At 48.7% G+C, this 23,274-nt stretch carries 19 protein-coding genes; 14 read left to right on the top strand and 5 right to left on the bottom strand.

Going from position 1 to position 23,274, the window contains the following annotated elements:
- Positions 1–276: 276 nt before the first annotated feature.
- Positions 277–1,803 carry a phospholipase D family protein gene (locus HNR77_RS13855; protein ID WP_184185075.1) on the bottom strand — a complete coding sequence of 509 codons (1,527 nt, stop codon included), beginning with the start codon at positions 1,801–1,803 and terminating at the stop codon, positions 277–279.
- A 202-nt stretch (positions 1,804–2,005) separates the two neighbouring features.
- On the opposite strand from HNR77_RS13855, the gene HNR77_RS13850 reads away from it, so the two are divergent.
- From HNR77_RS13850 to HNR77_RS13785, 14 genes are all read left to right on the top strand, one after another.
- Positions 2,006–2,917, top strand: a complete 912-nt coding sequence (locus tag HNR77_RS13850; protein WP_184185072.1) for a MerR family transcriptional regulator — start codon at positions 2,006–2,008, stop codon at positions 2,915–2,917.
- 336 nt (positions 2,918–3,253) lie between these two features.
- Positions 3,254–4,804, top strand: a complete 1,551-nt coding sequence (locus HNR77_RS13845; RefSeq protein WP_184185070.1) for a phytoene desaturase family protein — start codon at positions 3,254–3,256, stop codon at positions 4,802–4,804.
- Positions 4,801–6,264, top strand: a complete 1,464-nt coding sequence (locus HNR77_RS13840; protein ID WP_184185068.1) for a phytoene desaturase family protein — start codon at positions 4,801–4,803, stop codon at positions 6,262–6,264. Before HNR77_RS13845 ends, HNR77_RS13840 begins: the two co-directional genes overlap by 4 nt.
- Complete coding sequence (locus HNR77_RS13835) at positions 6,261–7,133, top strand: phytoene/squalene synthase family protein (protein WP_184185065.1); 873 nt, start codon at positions 6,261–6,263, stop codon at positions 7,131–7,133. The genes HNR77_RS13840 and HNR77_RS13835 overlap by 4 nt, the downstream gene beginning before the upstream one ends.
- Positions 7,133–7,900 carry a carotenoid biosynthesis protein gene (locus HNR77_RS13830; protein ID WP_184185062.1) on the top strand — a complete coding sequence of 256 codons (768 nt, stop codon included), beginning with the start codon at positions 7,133–7,135 and terminating at the stop codon, positions 7,898–7,900. The genes HNR77_RS13835 and HNR77_RS13830 overlap by 1 nt, the downstream gene beginning before the upstream one ends.
- The gene (locus HNR77_RS13825) at positions 7,869–8,642 is read left to right on the top strand and encodes a lysophospholipid acyltransferase family protein (RefSeq protein ID WP_184185059.1); all 774 of its coding nucleotides are present in this window, start codon (positions 7,869–7,871) and stop codon (positions 8,640–8,642) included. Before HNR77_RS13830 ends, HNR77_RS13825 begins: the two co-directional genes overlap by 32 nt.
- 1 nt (position 8,643) lies before the next feature.
- Positions 8,644–9,804, top strand: coding sequence for a glycosyltransferase family 2 protein (locus tag HNR77_RS13820; RefSeq protein WP_221443833.1), 1,161 nt, complete (start codon positions 8,644–8,646; stop codon positions 9,802–9,804).
- A gap of 161 nt (positions 9,805–9,965) precedes the next feature.
- Positions 9,966–11,486: a phytoene desaturase family protein gene (locus HNR77_RS13815; protein WP_184185175.1), complete on the top strand. Its 1,521-nt coding sequence runs from the start codon at positions 9,966–9,968 to the stop codon at positions 11,484–11,486.
- 250 nt (positions 11,487–11,736) lie between these two features.
- Complete coding sequence (gene fni, locus HNR77_RS13810; RefSeq protein WP_184185056.1) at positions 11,737–12,804, top strand: type 2 isopentenyl-diphosphate Delta-isomerase; 1,068 nt, start codon at positions 11,737–11,739, stop codon at positions 12,802–12,804.
- Positions 12,805–14,066: 1,262 nt separating this feature from the next.
- Positions 14,067–15,401, top strand: a complete 1,335-nt coding sequence (locus HNR77_RS13805) for a transcriptional regulator (protein WP_260410564.1) — start codon at positions 14,067–14,069, stop codon at positions 15,399–15,401.
- A 242-nt stretch (positions 15,402–15,643) separates the two neighbouring features.
- Positions 15,644–15,814, top strand: a complete 171-nt coding sequence (locus HNR77_RS13800) for an aspartyl-phosphate phosphatase Spo0E family protein (protein WP_184185053.1) — start codon at positions 15,644–15,646, stop codon at positions 15,812–15,814.
- Between the two features lie 204 nt (positions 15,815–16,018).
- Positions 16,019–16,495: a GNAT family N-acetyltransferase gene (locus HNR77_RS13795; RefSeq protein ID WP_184185050.1), complete on the top strand. Its 477-nt coding sequence runs from the start codon at positions 16,019–16,021 to the stop codon at positions 16,493–16,495.
- Positions 16,496–16,735: 240 nt separating this feature from the next.
- The gene (gene ychF, locus HNR77_RS13790; protein WP_111269052.1) at positions 16,736–17,836 is read left to right on the top strand and encodes a redox-regulated ATPase YchF; all 1,101 of its coding nucleotides are present in this window, start codon (positions 16,736–16,738) and stop codon (positions 17,834–17,836) included.
- Positions 17,837–18,037: 201 nt separating this feature from the next.
- Positions 18,038–18,253 (top strand): YczF family membrane protein, encoded by a 216-nt coding sequence (locus HNR77_RS13785; protein WP_184185048.1) that lies wholly within the window; start codon positions 18,038–18,040, stop codon positions 18,251–18,253.
- A 9-nt stretch (positions 18,254–18,262) separates the two neighbouring features.
- On the opposite strand, the gene HNR77_RS13780 is transcribed toward HNR77_RS13785, so the two are convergent.
- From HNR77_RS13780 to HNR77_RS13765, 4 genes are read right to left on the bottom strand one after another with little or no spacing between them, the layout of a single operon-like run.
- A complete protein-coding gene (locus HNR77_RS13780) occupies positions 18,263–19,372 on the bottom strand; it encodes a GerAB/ArcD/ProY family transporter (protein WP_184185045.1) in 1,110 nt (369 codons plus the stop codon).
- 19 nt (positions 19,373–19,391) lie between these two features.
- Positions 19,392–20,492, bottom strand: coding sequence for a GerAB/ArcD/ProY family transporter (locus HNR77_RS13775; protein WP_184185043.1), 1,101 nt, complete (start codon positions 20,490–20,492; stop codon positions 19,392–19,394).
- Positions 20,493–20,516: 24 nt separating this feature from the next.
- A complete protein-coding gene (locus HNR77_RS13770; protein WP_184185040.1) occupies positions 20,517–21,728 on the bottom strand; it encodes a Ger(x)C family spore germination protein in 1,212 nt (403 codons plus the stop codon).
- A gap of 2 nt (positions 21,729–21,730) precedes the next feature.
- Entirely contained in the window at positions 21,731–23,263 is a 1,533-nt protein-coding gene (locus HNR77_RS13765) for a spore germination protein (RefSeq protein ID WP_184185037.1), read from the bottom strand.
- Positions 23,264–23,274 lie beyond the last annotated feature (11 nt).

The raw sequence follows: 23,274 nt of genomic DNA, 5'->3' as shown, positions 1-23,274 counted from the left end.
AATAAGGTATTTGGATAATGGTGTGATCTGATGTCTCTATATATTGTTTTGATCTTAGACGCTATTATTTGTGATCTGAAGTCCCTATTATTGTTGTGACCTGAAGTCGACACATGGTGTAAGCTGAACTCGCCATATTGTGCTGAAATAATTATTTACAGGTTGTTCTGTCATTCAACGGAGTATTCGTGGAAATAACCCTTCATTCAACGAGTATAAAAGCACAGCTCAAAGCGATCATAAAAGCACAGCTCAAAGCGAGTATAAATGCAAAGCTCAAAATGTAGTAAAACCTAGAATAAGCTGAAGTTTGTAAAGGATGCCTTTCAGAAAAGTCGTTTTCTCCTGAAACTCCTCCAGATTCAATGTAAACGTTGCATCCTCGTTCGCCCATATCCGTTTGAAATAATCAGCAACATCAATCGTGAAGGCAGCGTCTGCCGGGGCGGCAATCCATATATCATTTTCCAGATTGTAGTCATTCAGATTCCGGGGGGTGAAGTTGGTTGAGCCGCCGATAACGATATGATCTCCGGCTGCTTTTGCAATGTAGATCATCTTGGTATGGTACTGCTCCTTGGTGGTGTTATACCAGCGAATCTGGATGCTGCCACTGGATTTGTCATGCAGCTCCGCAGCTACAGGGCGATTGGGAATGCCAATCTTCTCTTGACCAAATGCATTTTCATTAGGATCAAGCACAAGCCGAATGTCTGTGCCTCGCTTCGATGCATCCAGCAATGCCTCCAGCACTCTGGGTGAAGCAATGTAGAACATGCCCATCCATAACGTATCGCCTTTGCCAGTCTGATTGATCTCATAGAGCAGCGCATCATTAACTTTACCCTCGGTCAAATATCGCAGACGAATCGGCCCTTCACTTTCACTTTCCTTTGCTGCCTCGGAGGAGGGAGAGGAATCTGAAGAGGAAGAGGAGGTCTGCGATGAAGCGTCATATACAGGCAGCTGCCCCCCACCAGACATATCTACAACGGCTTGCTCCGCTTGAATAATATCCCCGATGACCGGGCCGGTTACCTCGAAACCGATATTGGAGTGATAAGCGCTGGCATCATGAATGTTGCCTGAGGAGACAATGGCGGTTTTCTCGCTGGCAACCACTTTGCGGTGATTGGCCTTCACATTCAGCAATTTAAGATAGGAGCGCAGGGTGAAATCCGGACCGTCTGTTGCCATCAGGTTAGGAATCCAGCCGTTCCCGGACTGACCGAACCACTGGAAGAACGTACGCCAGACCGCAGAATAAATCGGTGTAGAATCGCGCAGCGGATCATCGTTAGTGATGACGACTTCAATGTCGGCCTGTATCATCTGCTCCAGCAGCGCGTTGGGGGCAGAGCTATAGTTGATATTCACTTCATCGGTAATGAACCAGATATCCATATCAGGATTTTTTGTTTTTTTGGCTATGAGTGCATCGGTGAACTGTTGACTGACAGGGGGAAAGTGCTGTCCCTTATGCTGATAGTTGTTGAACAAAAACATATCTACGACGACAAACTGCTCCGCATCCTTCACGATCTGGAGCATTCGCTGGAAAATCTGCTGTTCATGCTCCATCTGCCCATCGGAGGAAGGATAGGTGAGATCGTGCAGGAATTGCACGTTTTGTACCCGATACTCCTGACTTTCGTATGAAATACCTGGCGGCAGAGGCTTGTAGGTCTGATAGATCATCACGGCAATGAGCCATAGAATAAGCAGCACAATAGCTGTTCGTATGTAAGGAAATTTGCGTTGTGGAGAACGTTGCTCCGAGATGCTGCGGCGCGATGAAACCAATGGTAGATGCCTCCCTTCTGTGCTTGCTGAATGACGTATATTACCACAGGTGTGACGATGTTGACGCAGTAAAAGTGTGCGAATGCCCACCAGAGGTGCAGCAGGATGAAATGGAGCGCGTTAATCGACAGGTGTAGAGCCATTGTGTATAATGAGTGTATTATTTTTGTAGAACGTTCATGGAGAGAAAGTAGGTAATCATGTGTATTCCATCAAACAAGTCGCTGCTATGCTTGGCATTCAGGCGGTCACGCTCCGGGCTTGGGAAAATCGGTATAATGCGGTCACCCCTGAGCGGACAGATTCGGGTTACCGCATGTACACGGAAGAGCATGTTGCTGACCTGCGCTGGCTGAAGCAGCAGATTGATCAGCATCAGACCAGCATCTCCGAGGCCGTACGCATGTTGAAGGAAAAGAAAGAAAGCAGGTCTAGAGCAGTTATTCCTATGCCTACAGCGCCTCCAGTACCTAATGCTGAAGAGGCATATGAACATATGACCGATCAGATTTATGACTCTCTTTATCATTTTCAGGGCGAGCGTGCCAACGGTTTGATTGATTTTGGATTCACGATGTACGGATACGACAGCATGTTCTATCATGTGCTCGTACCCATTCTGGTTCGGGTCGGAGACGCATGGGAGGAAGGGCGTGCAACGGTAGCACAGGAGCATTTTATGACGCAGCTGATCTCCCAGCGTTTTTATCAGTTTTTCCATCTGTTCCCGATCTATCCGCATCTGCCCAAAGTTCTGGCCATGTGCCCGGAAGGGGAGCATCATCAGGTCGGTTTACTGCTCTTTTCGTTATTTATGCGCAAAAATGGGGCCGAAGTGCTGTATCTTGGCGCCAATACACCGGAAGAAGGTGTGTTCCCGATTATTCGCGAGCAGAAGATCAAGCTGGTTTGTCTGTCCGTTACCAACTCTGGACTGGTGGATACCTGCGATCAGCTGATCGACCGGATTCGGGAGGAGTTTCCTCATGTACGCTTTGTCCTGGGTGGCAAAGGGTTCGAACGTGCGGAACATGCACGATACCCGGAGTGGATTATGCCCGAAGATTCAGGAGACTGGCAGTCGTGGATTGAACGCGAGTATTTTAATGAATAGCTTGCAGAACAGCCGCGAGCTGTCAGCCAGCGAACAACCATCAAACAGACAGCAACATTCAATACTCATTCAACATAAAACGAAGATAAAAAGAATAGATTCATATCTAGCGGACATCCTTTGATCTAATGATTAAGGGATGTTTTTTGCTGTGTAATCACCGAAAAAGAACATTAATTTGACCCGTCGGTCATTTTATGTTTTACTTGTCGTATAATATTTGTACTACATTTGTATAATGTTGTTCGGTTTATCCGATTGAAGTGTTTCTTCACAGTTTAATAGTAGGTTAGGGGCTTAAGAACTAGAGGTTCCCTACATAGAAAGGTGAGTGGCATGATACCGAATCAACAACGCAAACGTGCAGCCGTCATTGGCGCAGGTCCAGGCGGACTTGCTGCAGCCATGTTACTGTCTGGTCAGGGATATGAGGTCGATGTGTACGAGAAGCAGCCAGCCATTGGAGGACGTTCTTCCCGTCTGGAGCTGGGTGAATACAAGTTTGACCGCGGGGCTACGTTTCTGATGATGCCTCAGTTGATCGAAGAAATGTTCGATGTGGTCGGACGCAAGCTGTCGGATTATGTGGATATGAAGGAACTGACCCCGCTGTACGCTTTGAACTTTGGAGACAAGGTATTCAAGCCTTCACGGAATCGCGAAGAGACAGCAGCACAGATCAAGGAGCTTTTCCCTGGTAATGAAGAGAATTATCTACGGTACATGCGAGACGAGGAAGTGAAGTTTGGCAAAGTGATGCCGCTGCTCCGGCGTCCGTTTGGCAAACTCACCGATTATTTGCGCAAAGATGCGATTACCGCACTACCCAAGCTTGATATAAATAATACCGTTTACGGCATTCTTTCCAGGTATTTTACCGATGAACGCCTGCGTTGGGCATTTACATTCCAGTCCAAATATTTGGGCATGTCCGCTTGGGATTGTCCGGGCACGTTTACGATTTTGTCGTTTATCGAGCACCAATATGGACTGTTTCATCCGATCGGCGGCGTGAATCGTGTATTCCAGGCCATGGCCGATGTCGTTGAAGAATATGGTGGACGTATTCACACCGCCACACCTGTGAAGCAGGTTATCGTTCGCAATGGCCGGGCTGAAGGTGTGCTGCTCGAGAACGGCGAACGGCTTAAAGCCGATCATGTTGTCGTTAATGCCGATTTTGCCCATGCAGTGAACCATTTGTTTGAACCTGGCGTACTGAAGAAGTACACCCCTGAGAAAATGAAACGTAAAAAATATTCCTGCTCCACAGCAATGCTTTATCTGGGTGTAGATGGCGAGATTGATCTGCCGCATCACTCGATTTATTTTCCAGAGGATTACCGGGTCAATGTAGACGAGATTACAAAGCACAAAATGCTGTCCGCAGACCCGTCTCTATATGTTCATAACCCATCCAGACTTGATCCGACACTCGCACCGTCAGGAAAATCTGCACTTTATGTGCTGATGCCAACCCCGAACCTTACGGGAGACATTGACTGGGAAGCCGAACGATCGAAAGTGCAGGAAGCGATGCTGAAGCGGCTTGAAGCGGTTCCTGAGCTGGCTGACATCCGTGGCCGCATTGAAGAATGCATGCTGTTTACGCCGCTGGATTGGCAGAATGAGCTGGATGTATACCGCGGGGCAACCTTCAACATGGCTCATAATCTGGGTCAGATGATGTACCTGAGGCCGCATAACCAGTTCGAGGAATTGGAACGTGTATGGCTGGTGGGTGGAGGTACACATCCGGGCAGCGGTTTGCCGACGATTTTTGAATCGGCCCGCATCAGTGTCAGACTCATTCAGGAAGAGGATGCACGCAGACATACCAAGCCTTCATCCTATGTGCAGACGGCGGAAGTCGGAGGACACTCATGAAGCGGGCTGCGATTGTAGGCGCAGGAATTGGCGGGCTTACCTCCGCGCTGCTGCTTAACCGTCAAGGATGGGATGTTACGGTATACGAACGGGGTTCCCGCGTGGGTGGACGAATTGCTTTTGAACAGGAAGGCGATTACCGCATTGATCAGGGACCGACGATTGTACTGCTGCCGGAGATGCTGCTGGGCATTCTCGAAGAGGCGGGCGTGGACCGCTCCAAGGTTGAGCTGCTGCGCTGTGACCCGTTATACCGGGTGCATTATCACAGCGGACGTGTCATGACCAAGATGACGGATCGTGATCAGCAAACGGCAGAGATTGAACGGCTGTTCCCCGGCGAGGGCCGTGGATTCACACGGTTTATGAAGGATATGGACACTCTGTTTCCCGCAGGCCGTGCAGCGTTTCTGGAACAGATGTTTCCACGCAAAAGGGATTTCTTCACCCCTTCGCTCATGTCACTCATGGGCAGACTGCGAGCACACAAAAGTGTGCGCAAGGCGGTAGGGGATTATTTTGAACATGAAGAACTGCTCGATGCGTATTCGCTGCAAAGCCTGTATATCGGTGGATCACCCTTCGGTACTCCCGGTATTTATTCCTTGCTTCCTTATGCGGAGCACGAGTATGGCATCTGGGTGGTGAAGGGCGGTTATGCTGCTTTGCCGGCTATTCTGGAACAGGAGTTGCTCTCGCGCGGCGGCAGAATCAAGCTGCAGACGGAAGTTACCGGCCTGATGATCCAAGGTGGCGTGTGCACAGGTATAGAAACGGCAGATGGCGCGGAAAATGTGGATGCTGTGATCTATAATGGGGATTTTCCCCATGTGAACGATCTATTGAAGCAGACACCTCAAGCAGCTGGCAGACGAAAGGCCTATCGTCCCTCTTCCGGCTGTGTCCTCGTCTACGCAGGGGCAGATAAACGCTGGGATGATGCGGTGACACACCAGTTTTTCCTGCCTCCAAGTCTGGATGGAAGTCTCAAGGAAGTATTCAAGCAGCGGCGTATTCCGGCACATCCTTCGTTCTATGTGTTCAACCCGGTTGCGGTGGATGATTCGGCTGCTCCTTCAGGGCAGAGTGTACTGTATTTCCTCATTCCCGTGCCGGACGCTGAAGGCGTGAACTGGGAAGAGCAGAGCGAGGCGTTGGCAGATCGTGTGCTGGAGGAGGCGGAGCAGCGGGGATTCCCGGGACTTCGTGCAGCGTTACAGTGGAAAAAGGTACGGACCCCTGCTGACGCAGCGCGTGACGGTCTGTATGGTGGTGGAAGCTTTGGCATTGCACCTGTGCTGTTTCAGTCGGGTGTATACCGTCCGCAGCCCAAGCCGTTTCCGCAGATCAGAGGCTTATACGCTGCCGGCGCATCGGTGCATCCAGGTGGCGGCGTGCCCATCGTTATGCAAGGCGCACGAATGGCTGTCAATCAACTCATGAAGGAGATGGGAAAATGAATGAAGCAATATTGAGCAGATGTGAAGAGTTGATGCAGAAGGGCTCCTCGTCTTTTTATCAGGCCTTCAAAGGGCTGCCAAGTCCGCGCCGCGAGGCGGTATATGTGATTTATGCCTTTTGCCGCATGATTGACGACAGTGTGGATGAACCCGAGCAATCGACATATACGATACATGAAATTCATGATTTGTTTGAGCGTCTGGAGGAGGCAGAGGGACATTTCATTTGGCCTGCACTGAGATGGCTGTTCAGCAGCTTCCCGCATCTGGACAAAGGCCCTTTTTTCCGTCAGATGGAAGGTCAGTTAAGTGATCTGAAGAAGACCCATTACGACACGATGGAGGAGCTGGAGCACTACTGTTATCTGGTAGCTGGAACTGTCGGCGAGATGCTGCTGCCTGTGCTGCGTAACGATAACGGGGCAGAAGTGGCGATGAACGGGATAGCACTCGGTAAAGGCATGCAGATCGTCAACATTATTCGTGATGTGGGTGAGGACCGGGCAAGATTGCGCCGCTACGTGCCTCTGGAGATGATGGAGAAGCACGGGTACTCCGAGCAGGATTGGGAGAACGGCGTGGTGGATGAACGGTTTGTTGCGATTATCCATGACATGAAGTCGGCGGCGCTGAACTGGTTCCGCATCGGCATGGATCGTCTGGACACCTATCCGGTGGAGAGTGCATTTTCAATCGAGCTTGCGGCGGCGTTTTATTCCACGATTCTGCACGCCGTAGAGCGTAACGACTATGATGTGTATACGAAACGAGCGTATGTCACCGACGAATTGAAACTGGAGATGCTCGGTGCGATTATGAAGCGTTACCCGATGCTGGCTTATCAATCTTCCCGAATGGCGGTATCCTGATGATCCAGTGGGTGTACTGGGTGTGGTATACCATCGGAGCCATCCTGATGCTTACGATTGGTGTTCCCGAGGTGTTATCCTTCTCGAACGGACTATTTCTTGTATTTTATGCACTGTACGTGCTTGACCTTATATATCAGCAATCCAACCAATCGAATCTGTCCGACCAGTCAGTCAAATGGCTGCGTCATGACCTCTGGATTGCTTCATTAATCATCTGGCTGGGGGGCATGAGCGTAGAGTGGATCGGTGTACACACCCACTGGCCTTTTGGAGAATACGCGTACTCCGACTTCTTTGGCATTCATCTGTTCAGTGTTCCCGTGACGCTTGGATTCGCCTGGATTGCCGTTGTTGGCAATTCAGCGCTGATCAGCGGTGGCGGATCGACCTGGGGTGGCAAGCTGGTACGTGCATTCAAAACAGGCTTTTGGGCGATTGTACTGGATCTGGTGCTTGACCCGGTTGCTCATGCGAGAGGGTTCTGGGAATGGCAGGCGCCAGGCGGATTCTATGGAGTACCATGGACGAATTATATTAGCTGGTTCATTATGGGGGCGTTTCTTTCGCTTTTCCTGCCAGCTGTGCCTAACGATCGCCGTTCGCTCCTGCGAGCGAAATGGCTGTATCAGCTGTTCATTCTTCTATTCGGTCTGTTGGCGTTGAAGGAAGGCATCACAGGCAGCTTCATCATCGCGATTGCAGGTGTGCTGCTTGCCGAGGGGAGCTGGTTTTATGATACGCGCCGAAAGATCCAAAGCGTTTGAGCGGATATTCACCCTGTACAATCATTATTATCTGCTGCGCAGACGTTTTCGTTCGTTTACGCTTTCGGGCTCGCTTGACCCGCAGATGATGGAGGGTAATGGCTTGGGCGGGATGCTGCCTATGGCACCGGATCAGCCCGTTATTTATTTCATGAACCATAGCTCATGGTGGGATGGCCTGCTGCTCTACCATGCAGCGAAGCAAACCTCACGCGGTGATCATTATGTGATGATGGAGGAGCGGCAGCTTCGGCAGTATGCTTTTTTTCGCAAGCTCGGGGCGTATTCAATCAACAAGGACAATGCATCTGGTGTTCGAACATCGTTGCAATATACAGGCGAACTTCTCGCTGCTGGCAAAAGGGTCTGGATTTTCCCGCAGGGTGAAATTTTGCATCAGGAGGCTCGGCCGATTCAGTTTCGCCCGGGTATTGGACTTGTGCTGCGCCGATTCCCGCAGGCTGTTGCCGTGCCGGTCACATTATGTCATGGCATGGTTCAGCATGATCTGCCGGAAATCTCAATGAAGGCTGGCTTGCCTATCGTGGAAGATTGGAAAGCGTGGAAGAGTGAAGAGATTGCAGAGCGGCTGGGACGTGTGCTGGAACAACAGCTGGATGATCACAGGGCCGCTTTGATTCAACTTGGGCAAGGAAGTATGCCGGGCGCGACTCCTTTGATTCGCGGCATGCGCTCTACCAGTGAAAAATACGATGAGGCACGAAAGCGGGTGAACCGATAGCATGAATCAAGGTGTGAGTACAGCTGAGATTGTATGGATATGTCTGATGGGATGGCTGCTCGTGCAATTGTTGTTTGCTATATGGAATGCTGCCTGTTTGCCCAAAATACGTTCTCTCCAAAGAGGCAGCATCCAGCCGCCCGATCTGCTGGTTTCCGTTCTGATTCCTGCAAGGAATGAACGATTACATATTGAAGAATGTCTAGAAAGTGTGCTTGCCAGTCATACGAAGGGATTTCGCATGGAAGTATTGGTGCTTGACGACCGCTCTGAAGATGAGACTGCTGCACTCGTTCAGGCGATTGCTGACCGGGATTCGCGTGTGCAGCTGCTGCACGGTACCGACCTACCTGCAGGGTGGATGGGCAAATCCCATGCCTGTCATCGTCTGGTTCAGGAGGCGCAGGGCGACTGGTTTATGTTTGTCGATGCCGATGTTCGAGTGAAACCGGACGCGATCCGGCAGACGTTGGCTGCCGGGTGTGCCCAGGGTAGCGGTCTGGTTACAGGATTCCCTTATCAGGTGGCAAGAACCTGGATGGAAAAGCTGGTCGTGCCAATGATGATGTTTACGATCATCAGTCATTTGCCTATTTTCATGATACGCAGGTCGGCCAGTCCGATGTTTGTTGCCGCTACGGGGGCTTTTTTGCTTATCCATCGCACAAGTTATGAAGCATCCGGCGGTCATGCTGCAATTCAGGCACATCTGGTGGATGACATGAGTCTTGCCAAAGCGGTCAAACGTGCCGGGCATCCCGTGATGCTCGCGGATGTGCATGATGTAACGAGTACACGTATGTATCAGAACGGTGAAGAGGTATGGAACGGGTATAAAAAAAACATGTACGAAGGTATGGGCCGGAGAGATGCACTGTTTATTGGCACGATGTTTATATATTTTATCATGTACATTGTGCCGCCGCTGGGGCTGGTTACAGGGCTGCTTACGGGGAACGAGACGTCCATTCTGTATGGATTCATAGGCACGTTGCTTGGCATGGCTGTAAAACGAGTATCCGATCATATCGGAGGTCAGCCGTGGTGGCTGGCACTTTTTCAACCGATCAGCATGGCGTGTGTCATTGCCATCGGTCTGGCCTCATGGCAGGCGGGGCGATCCGGTAAAGGGTACGTATGGAAAGGCAGGCGGTATAGCTGATGCTGAATGTACAGGGGAACGGGAATGCAAATGCAAATGGGAGAGATGAAGGATCAGGAGAAGGTGAAAAAACAGGTAAAAAAATAGGTGAAGAAATAGCTAAAGTAATAGAAGGGGGGGAACGGCCAGGAACAGGGATGCTGCCGGGAGAAGGAGTAGAAATGCATAACGGGCACCGGTCGGCGGCATCAGGCGGGAACTCAAAACAGGATGTCATTATTATCGGTGCAGGCTTCGGGGGCCTGTCCTGTGCGATCCGTCTTGCTTCGGCTGGTTTGCGTGTAACTATGCTGGAGCGGCAGGAGCATGTGGGCGGCAAGCTGCAGCAAATCGAGCAGGACGGGTATCACTTTGACCGGGGCCCAAGCACGATTACGATGCCGGATGCATTTCGCTCGGTGTTTGAGCAGGCTGGCGTGCGGATGGAGGATTACGTGCAGCTGTATGAGCTGGAGCCGCGGACACGGAATGTGTTTGCAGACGGCACGGTTGTTGATCTGTCGAGAGATCGTGGCTGGATGAAGGAGCAGATCGCTGCATACAGCCCGCAGGATGCCATGCGTTATGATGCGTTTATGGATGAATCTGCGTCATTGTATATGGAGGCGAATCGTCATTTTCTTGGCAAGCTGCTGCTGAAACCATCCGACAAATACAATCTGCAAATGCTGCGCAGTCTGCTCCGGGTGCGTCCTGCGGTCAAGCTGGATACGCTGCTGCGCAGGTATTTCAGCCATCCGCATACCCTTGCGATGTTTGGGCGGTATGCTACGTATGTAGGATCATCGCCGTATCTGTCTCCCTCCATTTTTGCCATGATGGGTCATGTTGAAGCAGAAGTGGGGATCTACGGGGTAAAAGGCGGAACGTATCAGCTTATTGAGGGCATGGCCCGGCTTGCGCGGGAGAAAGGTGTACAGATCATCACAGGTATAGAGGTGCACCAGATTGTCGTTCGGAATGGAAAGGTCGCTGGCGTGGATACGGATCGGGGACTGATGGAGGCTGACCGAATTGTGGCTAACGGTGATGTGCTTAGTGTGAATCGGCTGCTGCTCGCACCCGAGCATCGGAAACGTATGAATGATGTCCGCATTGCAAAGTATGAACCGTCTATCTCCGGTTTTGTTACCCTGGCCGGAGTACGCAGACAATACGGTCAGCTGCTGCATCATACCGTCTTTTTCCCTGAGCGGTACGAGCCGGAATTCGAGCATATTTTTCGTGACCGCATGATGCCAGCCGATCCAACGATATATATCTGTTACTCTGGATATTCTGAATCAGGCATGGCTCCTGCGGGAGCGAGCAATCTGTTCATTCTGGTGAATGCGCCATATCTCTCGAACGCCTGGAACTGGGAGCAGCAGCAGAACTGTTACGGCGAGTTTGTGCTGGAGCAGCTGGAAGCACGCGGCATTGGTGGACTGAAACAGTCAGACGTGCTTATCCGATATACACCGCAGCAGATCGCTCACGATACATTAGCTCATCAAGGCTCCATCTACGGAATTTCATCCAACTCAATGAAGCAGACTTTCATGCGTCCAGGCAATCAGAGCAGCGATGTTCAGGGACTCTGGTACGTTGGCGGCACAACCCACCCTGGCGGCGGAACCCCGATTGTTACGTTATCCGGTCAGTTTGTGGGTGAGCAGCTTGTAGCGGAGATGGGCAGGTAATACAGATGCGGAGAGAAATGGGTGCTTCGCGACCTGTTGGAGCATCCTTTCATTAGGTGAACAGGAACGGTATACTGGATAGAGTTGTTTACATAGAAACAAGAGATACGGAGCAAGTAACCATAAGGCGGACAGCAGGAAACGATGAGCAGGAAACAACATGAAACGTAAAGCACGAAACTTGAAATATGAAACAAAAATTGCTTTCATTCCTGCCGATACACATCATACTCACATAGGAGGTCACAACATGAATGAACAAGAACGAGCCGGCAAACGGCTGCTGCCCGAAGTGGCAACGGGAGAACGGAAGCTGGAGCACGTGCGCCTCTGTCTGGAGCAGAATGTGGCAGGAGAAGGCATTACTAGCGGACTGGAGAAGTTTGCATTTCGGCATCACCCGCTGCCTGAGCTGGACTTTGAAGAGGTGCAACTGGACACTTCGTTTCTTGGAAAAAAAATGCGCACACCCCTGCTCATCAGCTCGATGACGGGTGGAAGCCAAACCACAGGCGCCATCAATGAGCGCCTGGCACGAGTAGCGAACGCCAGAGGCTGGGCGCTCGGGGTAGGCTCGATCCGGGCTGCCGTGGAGCAGCCGGAGCTCGCGAGCACATTTGATGTCCGGCGCTGGGCACCGGACATCCCGGTCATCGCGAACCTTGGCGCGGTTCAGCTGAACTATGGCTTCAGCACAGCTGATTTCCAGCGTGCAGTGGATATCGCTGGTGCGGATCTGCTCGTGCTGCATCTGAACACGCTGCAGGAGGTGTTCCAGCCGGAAGGCAATACCAACTTCAGCGGTCTGTACCAGCGGATCGAGAGCCTGTGCCGTGAACTGGAAGTGCCCGTCGGCGTGAAGGAGGTTGGTTTTGGCATCGATGGTGTGACGGCACAGCGTCTGTACGAAGCGGGCATCGCATTCATCGATGTGGCTGGCGCGGGTGGGACAAGCTGGGTACAGGTGGAAAAGTACCGCAACAATAACCCGGTACGCCGGGCGGCAGCGGAAGCCTTTGCCGACTGGGGCATTCCCACAGCCGAGTGCATCCAGGACGTGCGCGCGCTTAATCCAGATGGGGCGCTGATCGGCAGCGGTGGACTGCACACGGGCGTGGACGCCGCCAAAGCGCTCGCTCTGGGTGCCGACCTCGCAGGCTTCGGCCGCTCGCTGCTCGAATCTGCTGTCACCTCCGACGAAGCGCTATCCGAACGGCTGGAGCAGGTCGAGTTCGAGCTGCGCACCGTCATGTTTGGCATCGGTGCAGGCAGCATTGCAGATGTGAAGCAGACAAAACGTCTAGTGGCGCGGAGGTAAGGATTGGTTTAGTTGGATTAGGTAATGGTGGTGCGCTGATGTGCGATTGGGGCATGAAGATCACATGGGAAGGGCGTCGCGCAACGGGCTTGTCTAGGGGCATAATAGGAGCGGAATTTTGTGGACGTTGAGGAGTCTTGAGTGGAGAAACGAAGGTTGGGTCATGCAACCAAAAGCGCTAACGAATCCAGATAACCTTATTTTACTCGTGAAGCGGGTTTTAAAAATCTAACGATTCACAGAAGCGCTATTTGGGCAAAAACGCAGAAATTTCGGTGAAAATCCCGGTGTTTGGAGTAAATAAGGCTTCTGGAGATCGTTAGAATTTCAAAGTGACTCAAATGGGCTAAATAGCGTCTCTAGGAATCGTTAGAATTCGTGAAGTCCATCGGGCACTCGGTGATCGTTTAATATAGGATTGGGATGTGCTAGAGAAGGGCATTCCGTGGTGCGAACCCCAAGCTCACATGATTTTCCCGGGAGATTCGCACCTCTGTATGGAGTGTGTGACATTGAAATAGTCTTCAGCTGCTTGACCTCATTCTCAGCTTTATGTATCACTCCCCTAAAGATTCTGTGAAATAAGGTATGTTACAGTAGTACGGATGCCAGCATTTATATCAAATAGAACGAGGTGAGCTCTATGCGATTTGATGGGGGTATGGAGTATATTTTTGAGTTATACAGCCCTAGAATATTGGATAGAAACATTCAATTGACAGCAATATAATGAGTAATTACAAACAAGTGTTGATTATGATCTTAATTGCAGTTCCCTTTACTATCATTAATTTTAGTTCTTATCTAAAAGGGCATCCCCCTAACATATATCAAGCTATAGCTTCTCTGCTGTTCCTTCTTTCATGGTTTGTTCTGGGCATGAAGAGCAAGGGGGACGGGTTTGTGCTGCGATCTACTTTGTTCTGGTTAACGGGAGTGATTTTGCTCCTTGCTGGGTATTATTTAGACGTAGCTATACTTTTTATTCCTGCGTCCATCGTTTGGGCGGGGCCTGCATATGGAATAACATATATTCTTGACCTTCCATCGAATGTGCTATTCGCTTTGATAAGCATAGTCTGTGTTTATGCATGCGGGTTAGCGGGTTTTTGTTTTGTATAAATAGTAAACAATCCACAAGTAAATATTGAAGATAATTACATAAATATTGTATGATTTTGTTGATCGAGCTTCATTTCATATGGGAAGGCGGTGTCCCTTTGAATTCAAAAGCCACAATTTGTGACCATTTAGAACGATATTTGAAAAATAATCGGATGACCATTCATCGTTTTTCAGAGATTTCAGGTGTTAATTCCGGGACGCTAAGCGGCACATTGAAAGGACTTCGTCCAATAGGCTTGAATCAGTTGGATCGGATTACTGCTGGAATGGGCTTACCTGAAGGCCACTTATATGAACTATACATACACGAATATTTAGTCGATTCCAATCTGGATTGGCGAAGACTGAGGCCCTTTTTATATCGTTGTGCGGAATTGGGTCACGTCTCTTATATGGAGACTGCGGTCGGATATGTGGTTGATCGCCTCTCGTATGTTCCCATGTTGTTTGAGCTGGCTGAACAGTTATATAGCGAGGGGAAGCTGGAAGCGTGCATACCTTTATACCGCTGTGTTGCCGAGAGTGAGAAATTGCAGCATTCGGAGCGTCTGGCTTTAAGCCAGTACCGTTTGTTTTCCATTGGGCTTTCTAATGACCAGAGCAACAATCTGACATTAGCCACACAATTCGAGCTATTTGTTCAACGGCTTGACGAACCTTACCAATTCGACGCACTGAATGATCTAATTAATGTGTACGCTTCCTTACGCCGCTGGGAGAAAGTGAAAGAGTTTGCTGAACAGTTACAGATCAAAGCTTTTATTCAATATGAGGCCAAGAAAACATTAAGAGAAGTGGAGACTAAAACCAAGAAGAAGATTGTATTTTATGCTTTGTACTCTTACCTTGCTCTTGCCGAGGTCACTTATCAACATGGAAATTATGAAGAAACGCTTCAATATGTCTCAAAATACGCTGACTACAGCTGGATCAAAGACCCTACCGAAGAAGAAAAGATCGTAATTCTTCAATTTCAGGATTGGTCAGAAGGAAATAACTATTATTTTAGATTATTATCAGGTGAGACAGAGTTGATTCAAGATTATTTAAAGTACATCTCTGCTCGAAAAAAAGAAGTGTTCCCTGCACTATGCGCGATTGTGACCGCAGCGAATCGGTATAATATCAATATTGATTCTGTTCTTGATGAGTATCAGTCCTATCTGATGTACGAGGAGCAAAGCAGTCGATTTGGAAAAATGAGCAAGCAATACACCAATGATCAATATGGTATTTTGCTGGCAGGACTGGGTACGTACTATTTAAGAAATAACGATTATGATAGAGGCGTAGGGTATATCCGTAAAGGCATGGAATTTGCAATTGAAAATATGAATAAGGATGGTCTTCTGGATTGCTTGGGGTTATTTGAGGATTTGCAGCACTATGCAACCGGACGGGGTGCTAAGCCAAGCGCAGAACAGCTTATTGAGAAAATTCAGAGATTATATAGTCCAAATGTTAAAGCGTAAAAAATCGTCAAGAAACTTAAGTATAGCGCCACCTAAGTATAGACAGTTATCACAGTTGAAGAGAGGCAGTTTTCGCGCGGATACATCCTCAGCTTTCGAAATGCTCTTTGAATAGACGATCGTCATAGATTGTTCAGAGGCTTTCGGGTAAAGGGTGTTTTTTTGCTATCTTATGTTGGAGTTTATTTGAATTTCTGCTAATTAGCAGGATGTTCTAAAATGGTACAGCAGGGAGGGGTGTTATGGATCGTGACGAACTCAAACTGCGAATTGAAGAAGCAAGGCAGAAACTCCATGAATTAAAAACGGAGTACGGCGACCTTCTTCACCCTAGGGTCATCCACCAGTCCATGGTGCTGGACGAGCTAATTAATCGGTATAATCATGTTAAAAGGGTAAAGCCGATGGAATAACCCATCGACCTCTGGGCGAGAAACTTTGGCCGGTCGCTCGCCCTTATATTTTAACATAAGTAGACATGGAAAAAAGAGAAATACCTAACTTACATCATCAGGGTACAGTACAATTAGGGTACAATAAACCAAGATCAATTAGCTGTCCAGTTATACATACCTATCACACCTAAGTGATCACACCCAGATGAGGAGGAATACAGCATGGAACTGTTGCCAATGAACGGGGAGCAATTTGCGAGTTTTCGCAGTCGTTCGATTGCAGATTTTGCAGAGGAAAAGGTAGAAGCAGGCACGTGGGCGCCAGAGGAGGCGCTGGAACGGGCAGAGGAATCCTATGAGCGTTATCTGCCGGAAGGTTTGGAGACGCCAGGGGCATACGTGTACAATCTGGTGCATCCGGTGGACGGCATTGTCGGGTACATCTGGTTTAATGTTACGGAAAATCGTCGCGGGAAAGAAGCCTTTTTGCTGGATATTGTGGTAGAAGAGGCACATCGCGGCAAAGGGTACGGCACAGAGACGATGGAAGCCCTTGAGCGGACAGCGCGTAGTCTTGGGGTGGACCGCATGGGTCTGCATGTGTTTGGACATAATGTGCGGGCGAGCAGCCTGTATCGCAAAATGGGCTATGAAGTGACGGATTTGACGATGTATAAAGAGATCAAGGACAAGGGCTGAAGCTAAGCTTTAACCCTGTAACTCCTATAATTAAAAATGGATCATTCATTCAGGCCGTGTGAGCAACTTTAAACATATGGCCCGAAGGGGATATACACATGCAAGTAGGAAGCAGGGGATTTGAAGATTGGAATGGCTGCCGATGAATCGGCGAAGTTCCTTGATGCCTTGGGGTTTGTCATATATAATGGTTAGGATTATCCATACCGAACAAGTAATGAATGAGGAGTTGTCATATACATGGCTTTGAAAGCTGGGATCGTAGGTTTGCCGAACGTTGGTAAATCTACATTGTTTAATGCAATTACACAAGCAGGTGCCGAGTCCGCGAACTATCCGTTTTGTACGATTGACCCGAACGTGGGGATCGTCGAAGTACCGGACGAGCGTTTGGACAAATTGACAGAACTGGTTGAACCGAAAAAAACAGTTCCTACTGCATTTGAATTCGTAGATATCGCAGGTCTGGTGCGTGGAGCGTCCAAAGGTGAAGGTCTGGGCAACAAGTTCCTTGCCCACATCCGTGAAGTGGATGCGATTGTACACGTGGTACGCTGCTTCGTAGATGAGAACATCACCCACGTGGATGGCAAAATCGATCCGATCAGCGACATCCAGACGATTAACCTGGAGCTGATTCTGGCTGATATCGAGAGTGTGGAGAAAAAAATCGAACGCTCCAAGAAAAACATGAAGGGCGGCAACAAAACGGCTGCTCAAGAAGTGGAAGTATTGGAGAAAGTCAAAGCGGTTCTTTATGAAGATATGCCTGCACGCAGCATGGAGTTATCGGATGAAGAGCGCCTGATCGTACGTGATCTGCACTTGCTCACACTGAAGCCGGTTCTGTATGCTGCCAACGTGGCTGAAGATGAAATCGGTGACGTAGCGAACAATGCATATGTGCAAAAAGTTAGAGAATTCGCTGCTGCTGAAAATGCAGAAGTGGTGCCAATCAGTGCGAAGGTCGAGGAAGAAATCTCCGAGCTGGAAGGCGAAGATAAACAAATGTTCCTGGAAGAGCTGGGTATTCAGGAATCCGGTCTGAACCTGCTGATCAAAGCGGCTTACAAGCTGCTTGGCCTGTACACGTACTTTACAGCAGGTGTACAAGAGGTTCGTGCGTGGACCATCCGTAAAGGAACAAAAGCACCAGGCGCAGCGGGTGTCATTCACACAGACTTCGAGCGCGGTTTCATCCGTGCAGAGGTGGTTTCCTATGACGATCTGGTTGCAGCAGGTTCCATGAACGGCGCCAAAGAACGCGGTCAACTGCGTCTCGAAGGTAAAGAGTACGTGGTGAATGACGGTGACGTCATGCACTTCCGATTCAACGTGTAATTTAGTTTTGCATGAACTGAACGTTATGCATGGTTTACGCAGTTTCTTTCTAGCCCCCGGGATATCGGCAGCGATAATCCGGGGGTTTTTGCCTTGTTTTTTATAAAAAGTTTGCCGGGTTCCTCCAATTGAATGAAAACATAGCCGGGTTATCATACTAAGGAAATACCCCAAAAATCAAACGGTAACGGAGGTTTCCTCATGCGAGTGCTTATTATTTCTCTAGTGCTTTTAGGTCTAAGCAGCGGTTTTGTCATCCTCATGGATTTGCTGATCGGTCTGCCTCTCTACGTTTCGATCAGCAATGTGACGTCACCCTTTTTGTTTATGAAAACGGACGAATGGTTTACCCTGATCCTTGTGCTGCTCTATGTCATTGGCAAACCGGTCATCACTTATTATGTGAGCCGGAAATAACCTGATTGTTCAGGGCTCAGGATGTACCTTTTTCCATCTTCTCCATTTTTTCAACCATCCCCCCATCAGCAATATGACCGGAATTGCTCCACCCATGGAGACAAAAACCGTATGCAGTGCGATATTACCTTCTTCAATATGTTCAGCAAAATTACCGGAGTTGATCAGTGAAGCCGCCAATATCAGGAGTCCAACAGGTAAGATCAGCGTCCGCTTGTCCCGAATATGGAATAAATCTGTAATCGAACTCACACAGGCATAGTAGAAAATCGCAGTTTTGAAGAATACGCCAACAATCAAGAAAAGAACGAAAAAGACGTCCAGCCGCTGCACAAATGCGCCCATTTCAATCAGGCCGATCATGTCCAGCAAGGGAAATGTACTATGTGAGGTGATATCTACGCCGAGAACGGCAATCTGAAGTATGCTGGATATGGTGAGAATAACGCCGCTAATCAGCACTGCGACAAATCCGAAACGAAGGCCTTGATTGGGTTGATTCACGGAAGGCAAGATCACCATAAAACAGATTAATTCGGTATAAGGGAACTCAAAGGTCTGTTTCAAAAAGGGGGTAAGCACAGCGCCCCACCCATCGCCCAATATGGGAAATAGCCGCTCCGTTTCGATCACGTTGGAACAGAATAAAAGCACCACGCTAAGCAGACCGACTAGCAGAAGTACGATCAAAAATATCTGTGCGGTTCGGGCTAATACCTCGAGTCCTTTATCCAAAACATAAGCTATCGCCAGGATCATCGAAGCTTCAACAACAATAAGAGGAGTTTGATCCAGTACCGAATTGATGAGTAAATCTCCACCATCACGCAGGTCGCGGGAAGCACCATACAGGAAAAAGATAATGTAAAGCATACCCAAGACCAGACCGATCGGTTTGCCAAGCAGTCTCAGATGACCAATCAGTTGAAGCTTGGGACCAAGCCGGAACAAGGCTGCGTATACGCCGAAGAGGATTATTCCGCCAGCTGCCCCAAGCGAGGTTGCGATCCAGGCATCTCGCTCTGCTGTTGTCCCCAAACTAACAACCAGTGCAGTTCCCATATTGAACAGGACCATCAAAGCCAGCAGTTGTTGAGCATTGATCTTAACTTCGTTCACTGTTTGCACCTCCGAATGGCTATGATCTTTTTTTTATAATGATGCGCAGTTTGGCAACCATCCACAAGAAAAGGGGAATCCCGACGCCAAACAAAAGAAAGACGGTAACAAGCAATACATCCCCTTCTTCAATCTGTTCTGCAAAATCTCCGGAGAGCACTAATGACACCAGCAGCACAATCACTGCGATCGGGGAGACACATTTTTGGTAGTCCGAAACCTGAAACAGATCTGTAGCAGCCATAATGCCGGCATACAGGAAAATCGCGATTTTGAAAAAATCACCGACAATCAGTGTAAGCACTACAAAAACGTCCAGACGCTGCATAAAATCGCCGATGTTGATTAGGCTGATGGTGTACAACAGAGGGAAGGTGGCTCGATTCAATATTTGCGTTCCCAGCACTGCGATATTGGTTGCACTGGAGTAGCTGAGCAGAATACCGCTGGTCAGTACTGCGGCAAAGCCCGCACGTGTTCCTCGCCTAGAGCTGTTATGTAAATACGGCAAAAGCATTGTAAAACAAACCAACTCTTCATATGGGAACTCAAAGGTTTGCTTCAACGTGATGTCAAAGATGGGACGCCAACCATTTTCGAGCACGGGAAGCAGTCGGTCAACGTCAACGATACCGGCAACATACATCAAAAGGTTGCTGGACACCGCGAGTACTCCAAGAACGAAAACAAAGATTAGTGCGGTTCGGGCCAACACTTCTATGCCCTTTCTAAGAACGTACCCGATGGACATGATCATTACGGCACTGACAACAACTTCAGGCGTCTGGTCCAGCAAAGAGCTAATCAGCAAATCGGAGCCTTCACGCAAATCTCTCGCCGCTCCATGAATAAAAAAGAGAATGTAGAGTAAACCCAGAAACCAGCCAACCTTTTGGCCTAAAATAGCTTTAGCGTAGCCTGTAAGTGGAAGCTTTGGATATAAGCGATACAGCGAAATATATATCGAGAAGATCAGAAGGCCTCCTGCCACCCCAAAAAGGATAGCCAGCCAAGCATCCTTCTCTGCTTTGGTAGCAAGAACACGGATAATCGCAGTTCCTGCGTCAAAAAGCAGGATTAAGGCAAATAACTGGCCAGGGCTGATTTTAGCTTTTTCCACACCGGATTCACCTCTCCTGCTTCACTATTTTTCTTTCTTTAATTCATATAAATACGGTTTCGTAATCTTGCCTGTACGCTGGATCTTCGACTCGACGTGTACATCGAATTCACAAGTGGAAAACAATGTACCCCAGTTGCCCTCCATCCGCTTCCATGCCTTCGGGTTGGTCCGGTTAATCGCATCTCCAAACCCCAGCACATCGGTTTTCATCGCTTGCGCTTTTCGGACGGACCCTTCGACTTCTTCCTTAATTCTGGCGTTCACCTGCTGCTCCAATTTGCGGATTACCTCTGATTTGGATGGATCAATCGAAGGACAGATAACTTCCCCCACTGTGCTGACATCCCGTATTCGGATGTGTACGACAGGTTGGCCACCCCTGAACTTAGCCTCTGTTTTTATTTTGCTGCTTAACACTTCGATGGCGATTGCATCTTTTTTATCTTCACAATCCAGACTTACAATCGTATTGTGGATTTTTTTGTTGATCCACGAAATTCCCCGAGCATCCTTATGGTTGACCCAGCCGCTTAAACGGCCTTCTTTGAAGAGGGCCAGGCTATTAACAATAAGCTGAGCAGGAACATCTACCCGCTCCAGAACAGACTTGTTAGATCCTAAATTTTGCGGTCCACTAATTTCCACGCCGCTAATGACAGGCCCGCCTCCCTTAATCAGCAGGCCGCGAATAACATCATCGATGCCTGACTCGAAATTTTCAGCTAAAAATCGCTCTGATGTTTTTGATTTTCCCAGAATGGCGTTGGCCGGAATACTTTCTATGGGGGTCAGGGTCTCGAGGATGCTTTTTGCATCGGTATTTTTAGCGATAAAAACTTTGGTTGGCAGTCGAGGTTCGGCATCTCGCTCCATAAAATCGAATAAGGATTCAATGCCTTTTTTTGCTGTCTCTTCCCCTATAATCAAAATTCTTACATGCTGCACGTTGAGCCGGCGGGGAACTTTTTTGGAGGCTTTGCGAGCAGCTTCCAGCAGCGTTTGTCCTTCGCTGCTATACACGACAACCGGGACAACCTGTCCCGTTTTTCCACCAGCAATCTCTCTTGCGTTAACAATTTGAAAGGAGTAACGATAGGTATCCCGATCAGGCACTTTATCAATGCCAATCGCCAAGGCCAGCGCCAAATTATTCAGTTCCCGGTAGTTCCAGCAACCTGTCAGGAGCAGCAGAGAAAGAAAAGGGAGTACCAAAAGCTTTGCTCTCAGGTTCATGATTATTCATTCCTTCCGTTTTGATATGAGGACTTTGACGACGTCTTCACTTGAGGATTGGATGGCAATGACCTGCCCTTAACGTGAGAGCGTGTCGCAGCCGACTTCATCGGAGAACGCCAGATCGTGTCTTTCTGCCCTTCTAAGTCAAAGGGCGAAAACGGTGACAAATACGGGACACCAAAAGACTTCAAACTGGCCAGGTGAGCTATCAGCATAATCATGGCGATGATGATCCCGTAAAAGCCGAGTATGGAAGCAGCAAGAATAAGCGGAAAACGAATTAATCTGGCAGCATTGGTCAGCGTATAACCGGGCAAAGTGAAGCTGGCAATGCCTGTCAAGGACACAATGATGACCATCATGGCCGTAACGATACCAGCTTGTACCGCCGCTTGTCCCAGAACAACGGCACCAACAATTGAAACGGCTTGCCCCACTGCCCGGGGCATACGTGTGCCAGCCTCGCGCATGATTTCAAAGGCCAGCTCCATCAGCAAAGCTTCTATAACGATCGGAAACGGAACGCCTTCTCGCTGGGCTAGCAGGTTAATAACCAGTAGTGTTGGGATCATCTCATGGTGGTACGTCATAACCGCAATGTAGATGGAAGGTAAAAGAATGACGATGAAAAAGCTAAAATAACGAATGATACGCATTAAAATGGTGAAATCAAATCGTTGGTAGTAATCTTCTGCCGCCTTGAAAAACTGTGAGAAGGTCGTTGGCAGAATCAACGTGTTTGGCGAGCCGTCTACGAGGACGGCAATTCGTCCTTCCAGCAGGTTGCCAACAACAACATCCGGACGTTCTGAATTGAATACAGTTGGGAACGGGGTGATGGCATCATCTTGAACTAAATCTTCGATATAACCAGATTCGAGGATCGCATCGATATTTATGTCTTTTAACCGTTGTTTTAACTCCTCTACAAGATGTTGCGGGGCAACATCTTGCAAGTACATCATGGCCACCTGGGTGTTGGTTACAGCTCCAATGTTCATAGATTCCAGCCATAGATTCGGGCTTTTGAGACGACGACGAATCAGTGAAATGTTGGTTCCGATGGATTCGGTAAAGCTGTCCTTTGGACCTCGAATATTAATCTCTGTCTCAGGCGGCATAATGCTGCGTTCATTGCTACTCTGAAGATTCACAGTGATACAGGTTGTGGAACCGTCAATGAGAATGATTAAAGACCCGGACAAAATGGAGTTTATCATGTTGTCCCACTGGTTCAGAATGTGTGTATCTCCAGTGCTTAAGGCTCTGGATTGAAGAAAATCAAAAAGGGTTCCTGCATCTGGATCAGGTGGCAGGGCATCGTTTAATGCGTTGACGGACATTAAGGAATGGGTGACAAAATCATTGATTTTTTCTGTGTCCGTCATGCCTTCCATATAAACAACAGCGACAGGGGAATCTGCTGCGCCAGGCACTTGAAACGTACGTACATTAAGATCTGAGCTATGTCCGAATTCATTGATAATTTGTTGAAGGTTTTGCTGTAAACTGCGGTGTAATGGATTTTCCACCTGAGCATCCT

The sequence above is a fragment of the Paenibacillus sp. JGP012 genome, from assembly GCF_014203995.1.
GTDB lineage: Bacteria > Bacillota > Bacilli > Paenibacillales > Paenibacillaceae > Paenibacillus > Paenibacillus silvae.
Note: the sequence above shows the minus strand (reverse complement) of the source record. Positions and strands in the feature narration are given on the sequence as shown.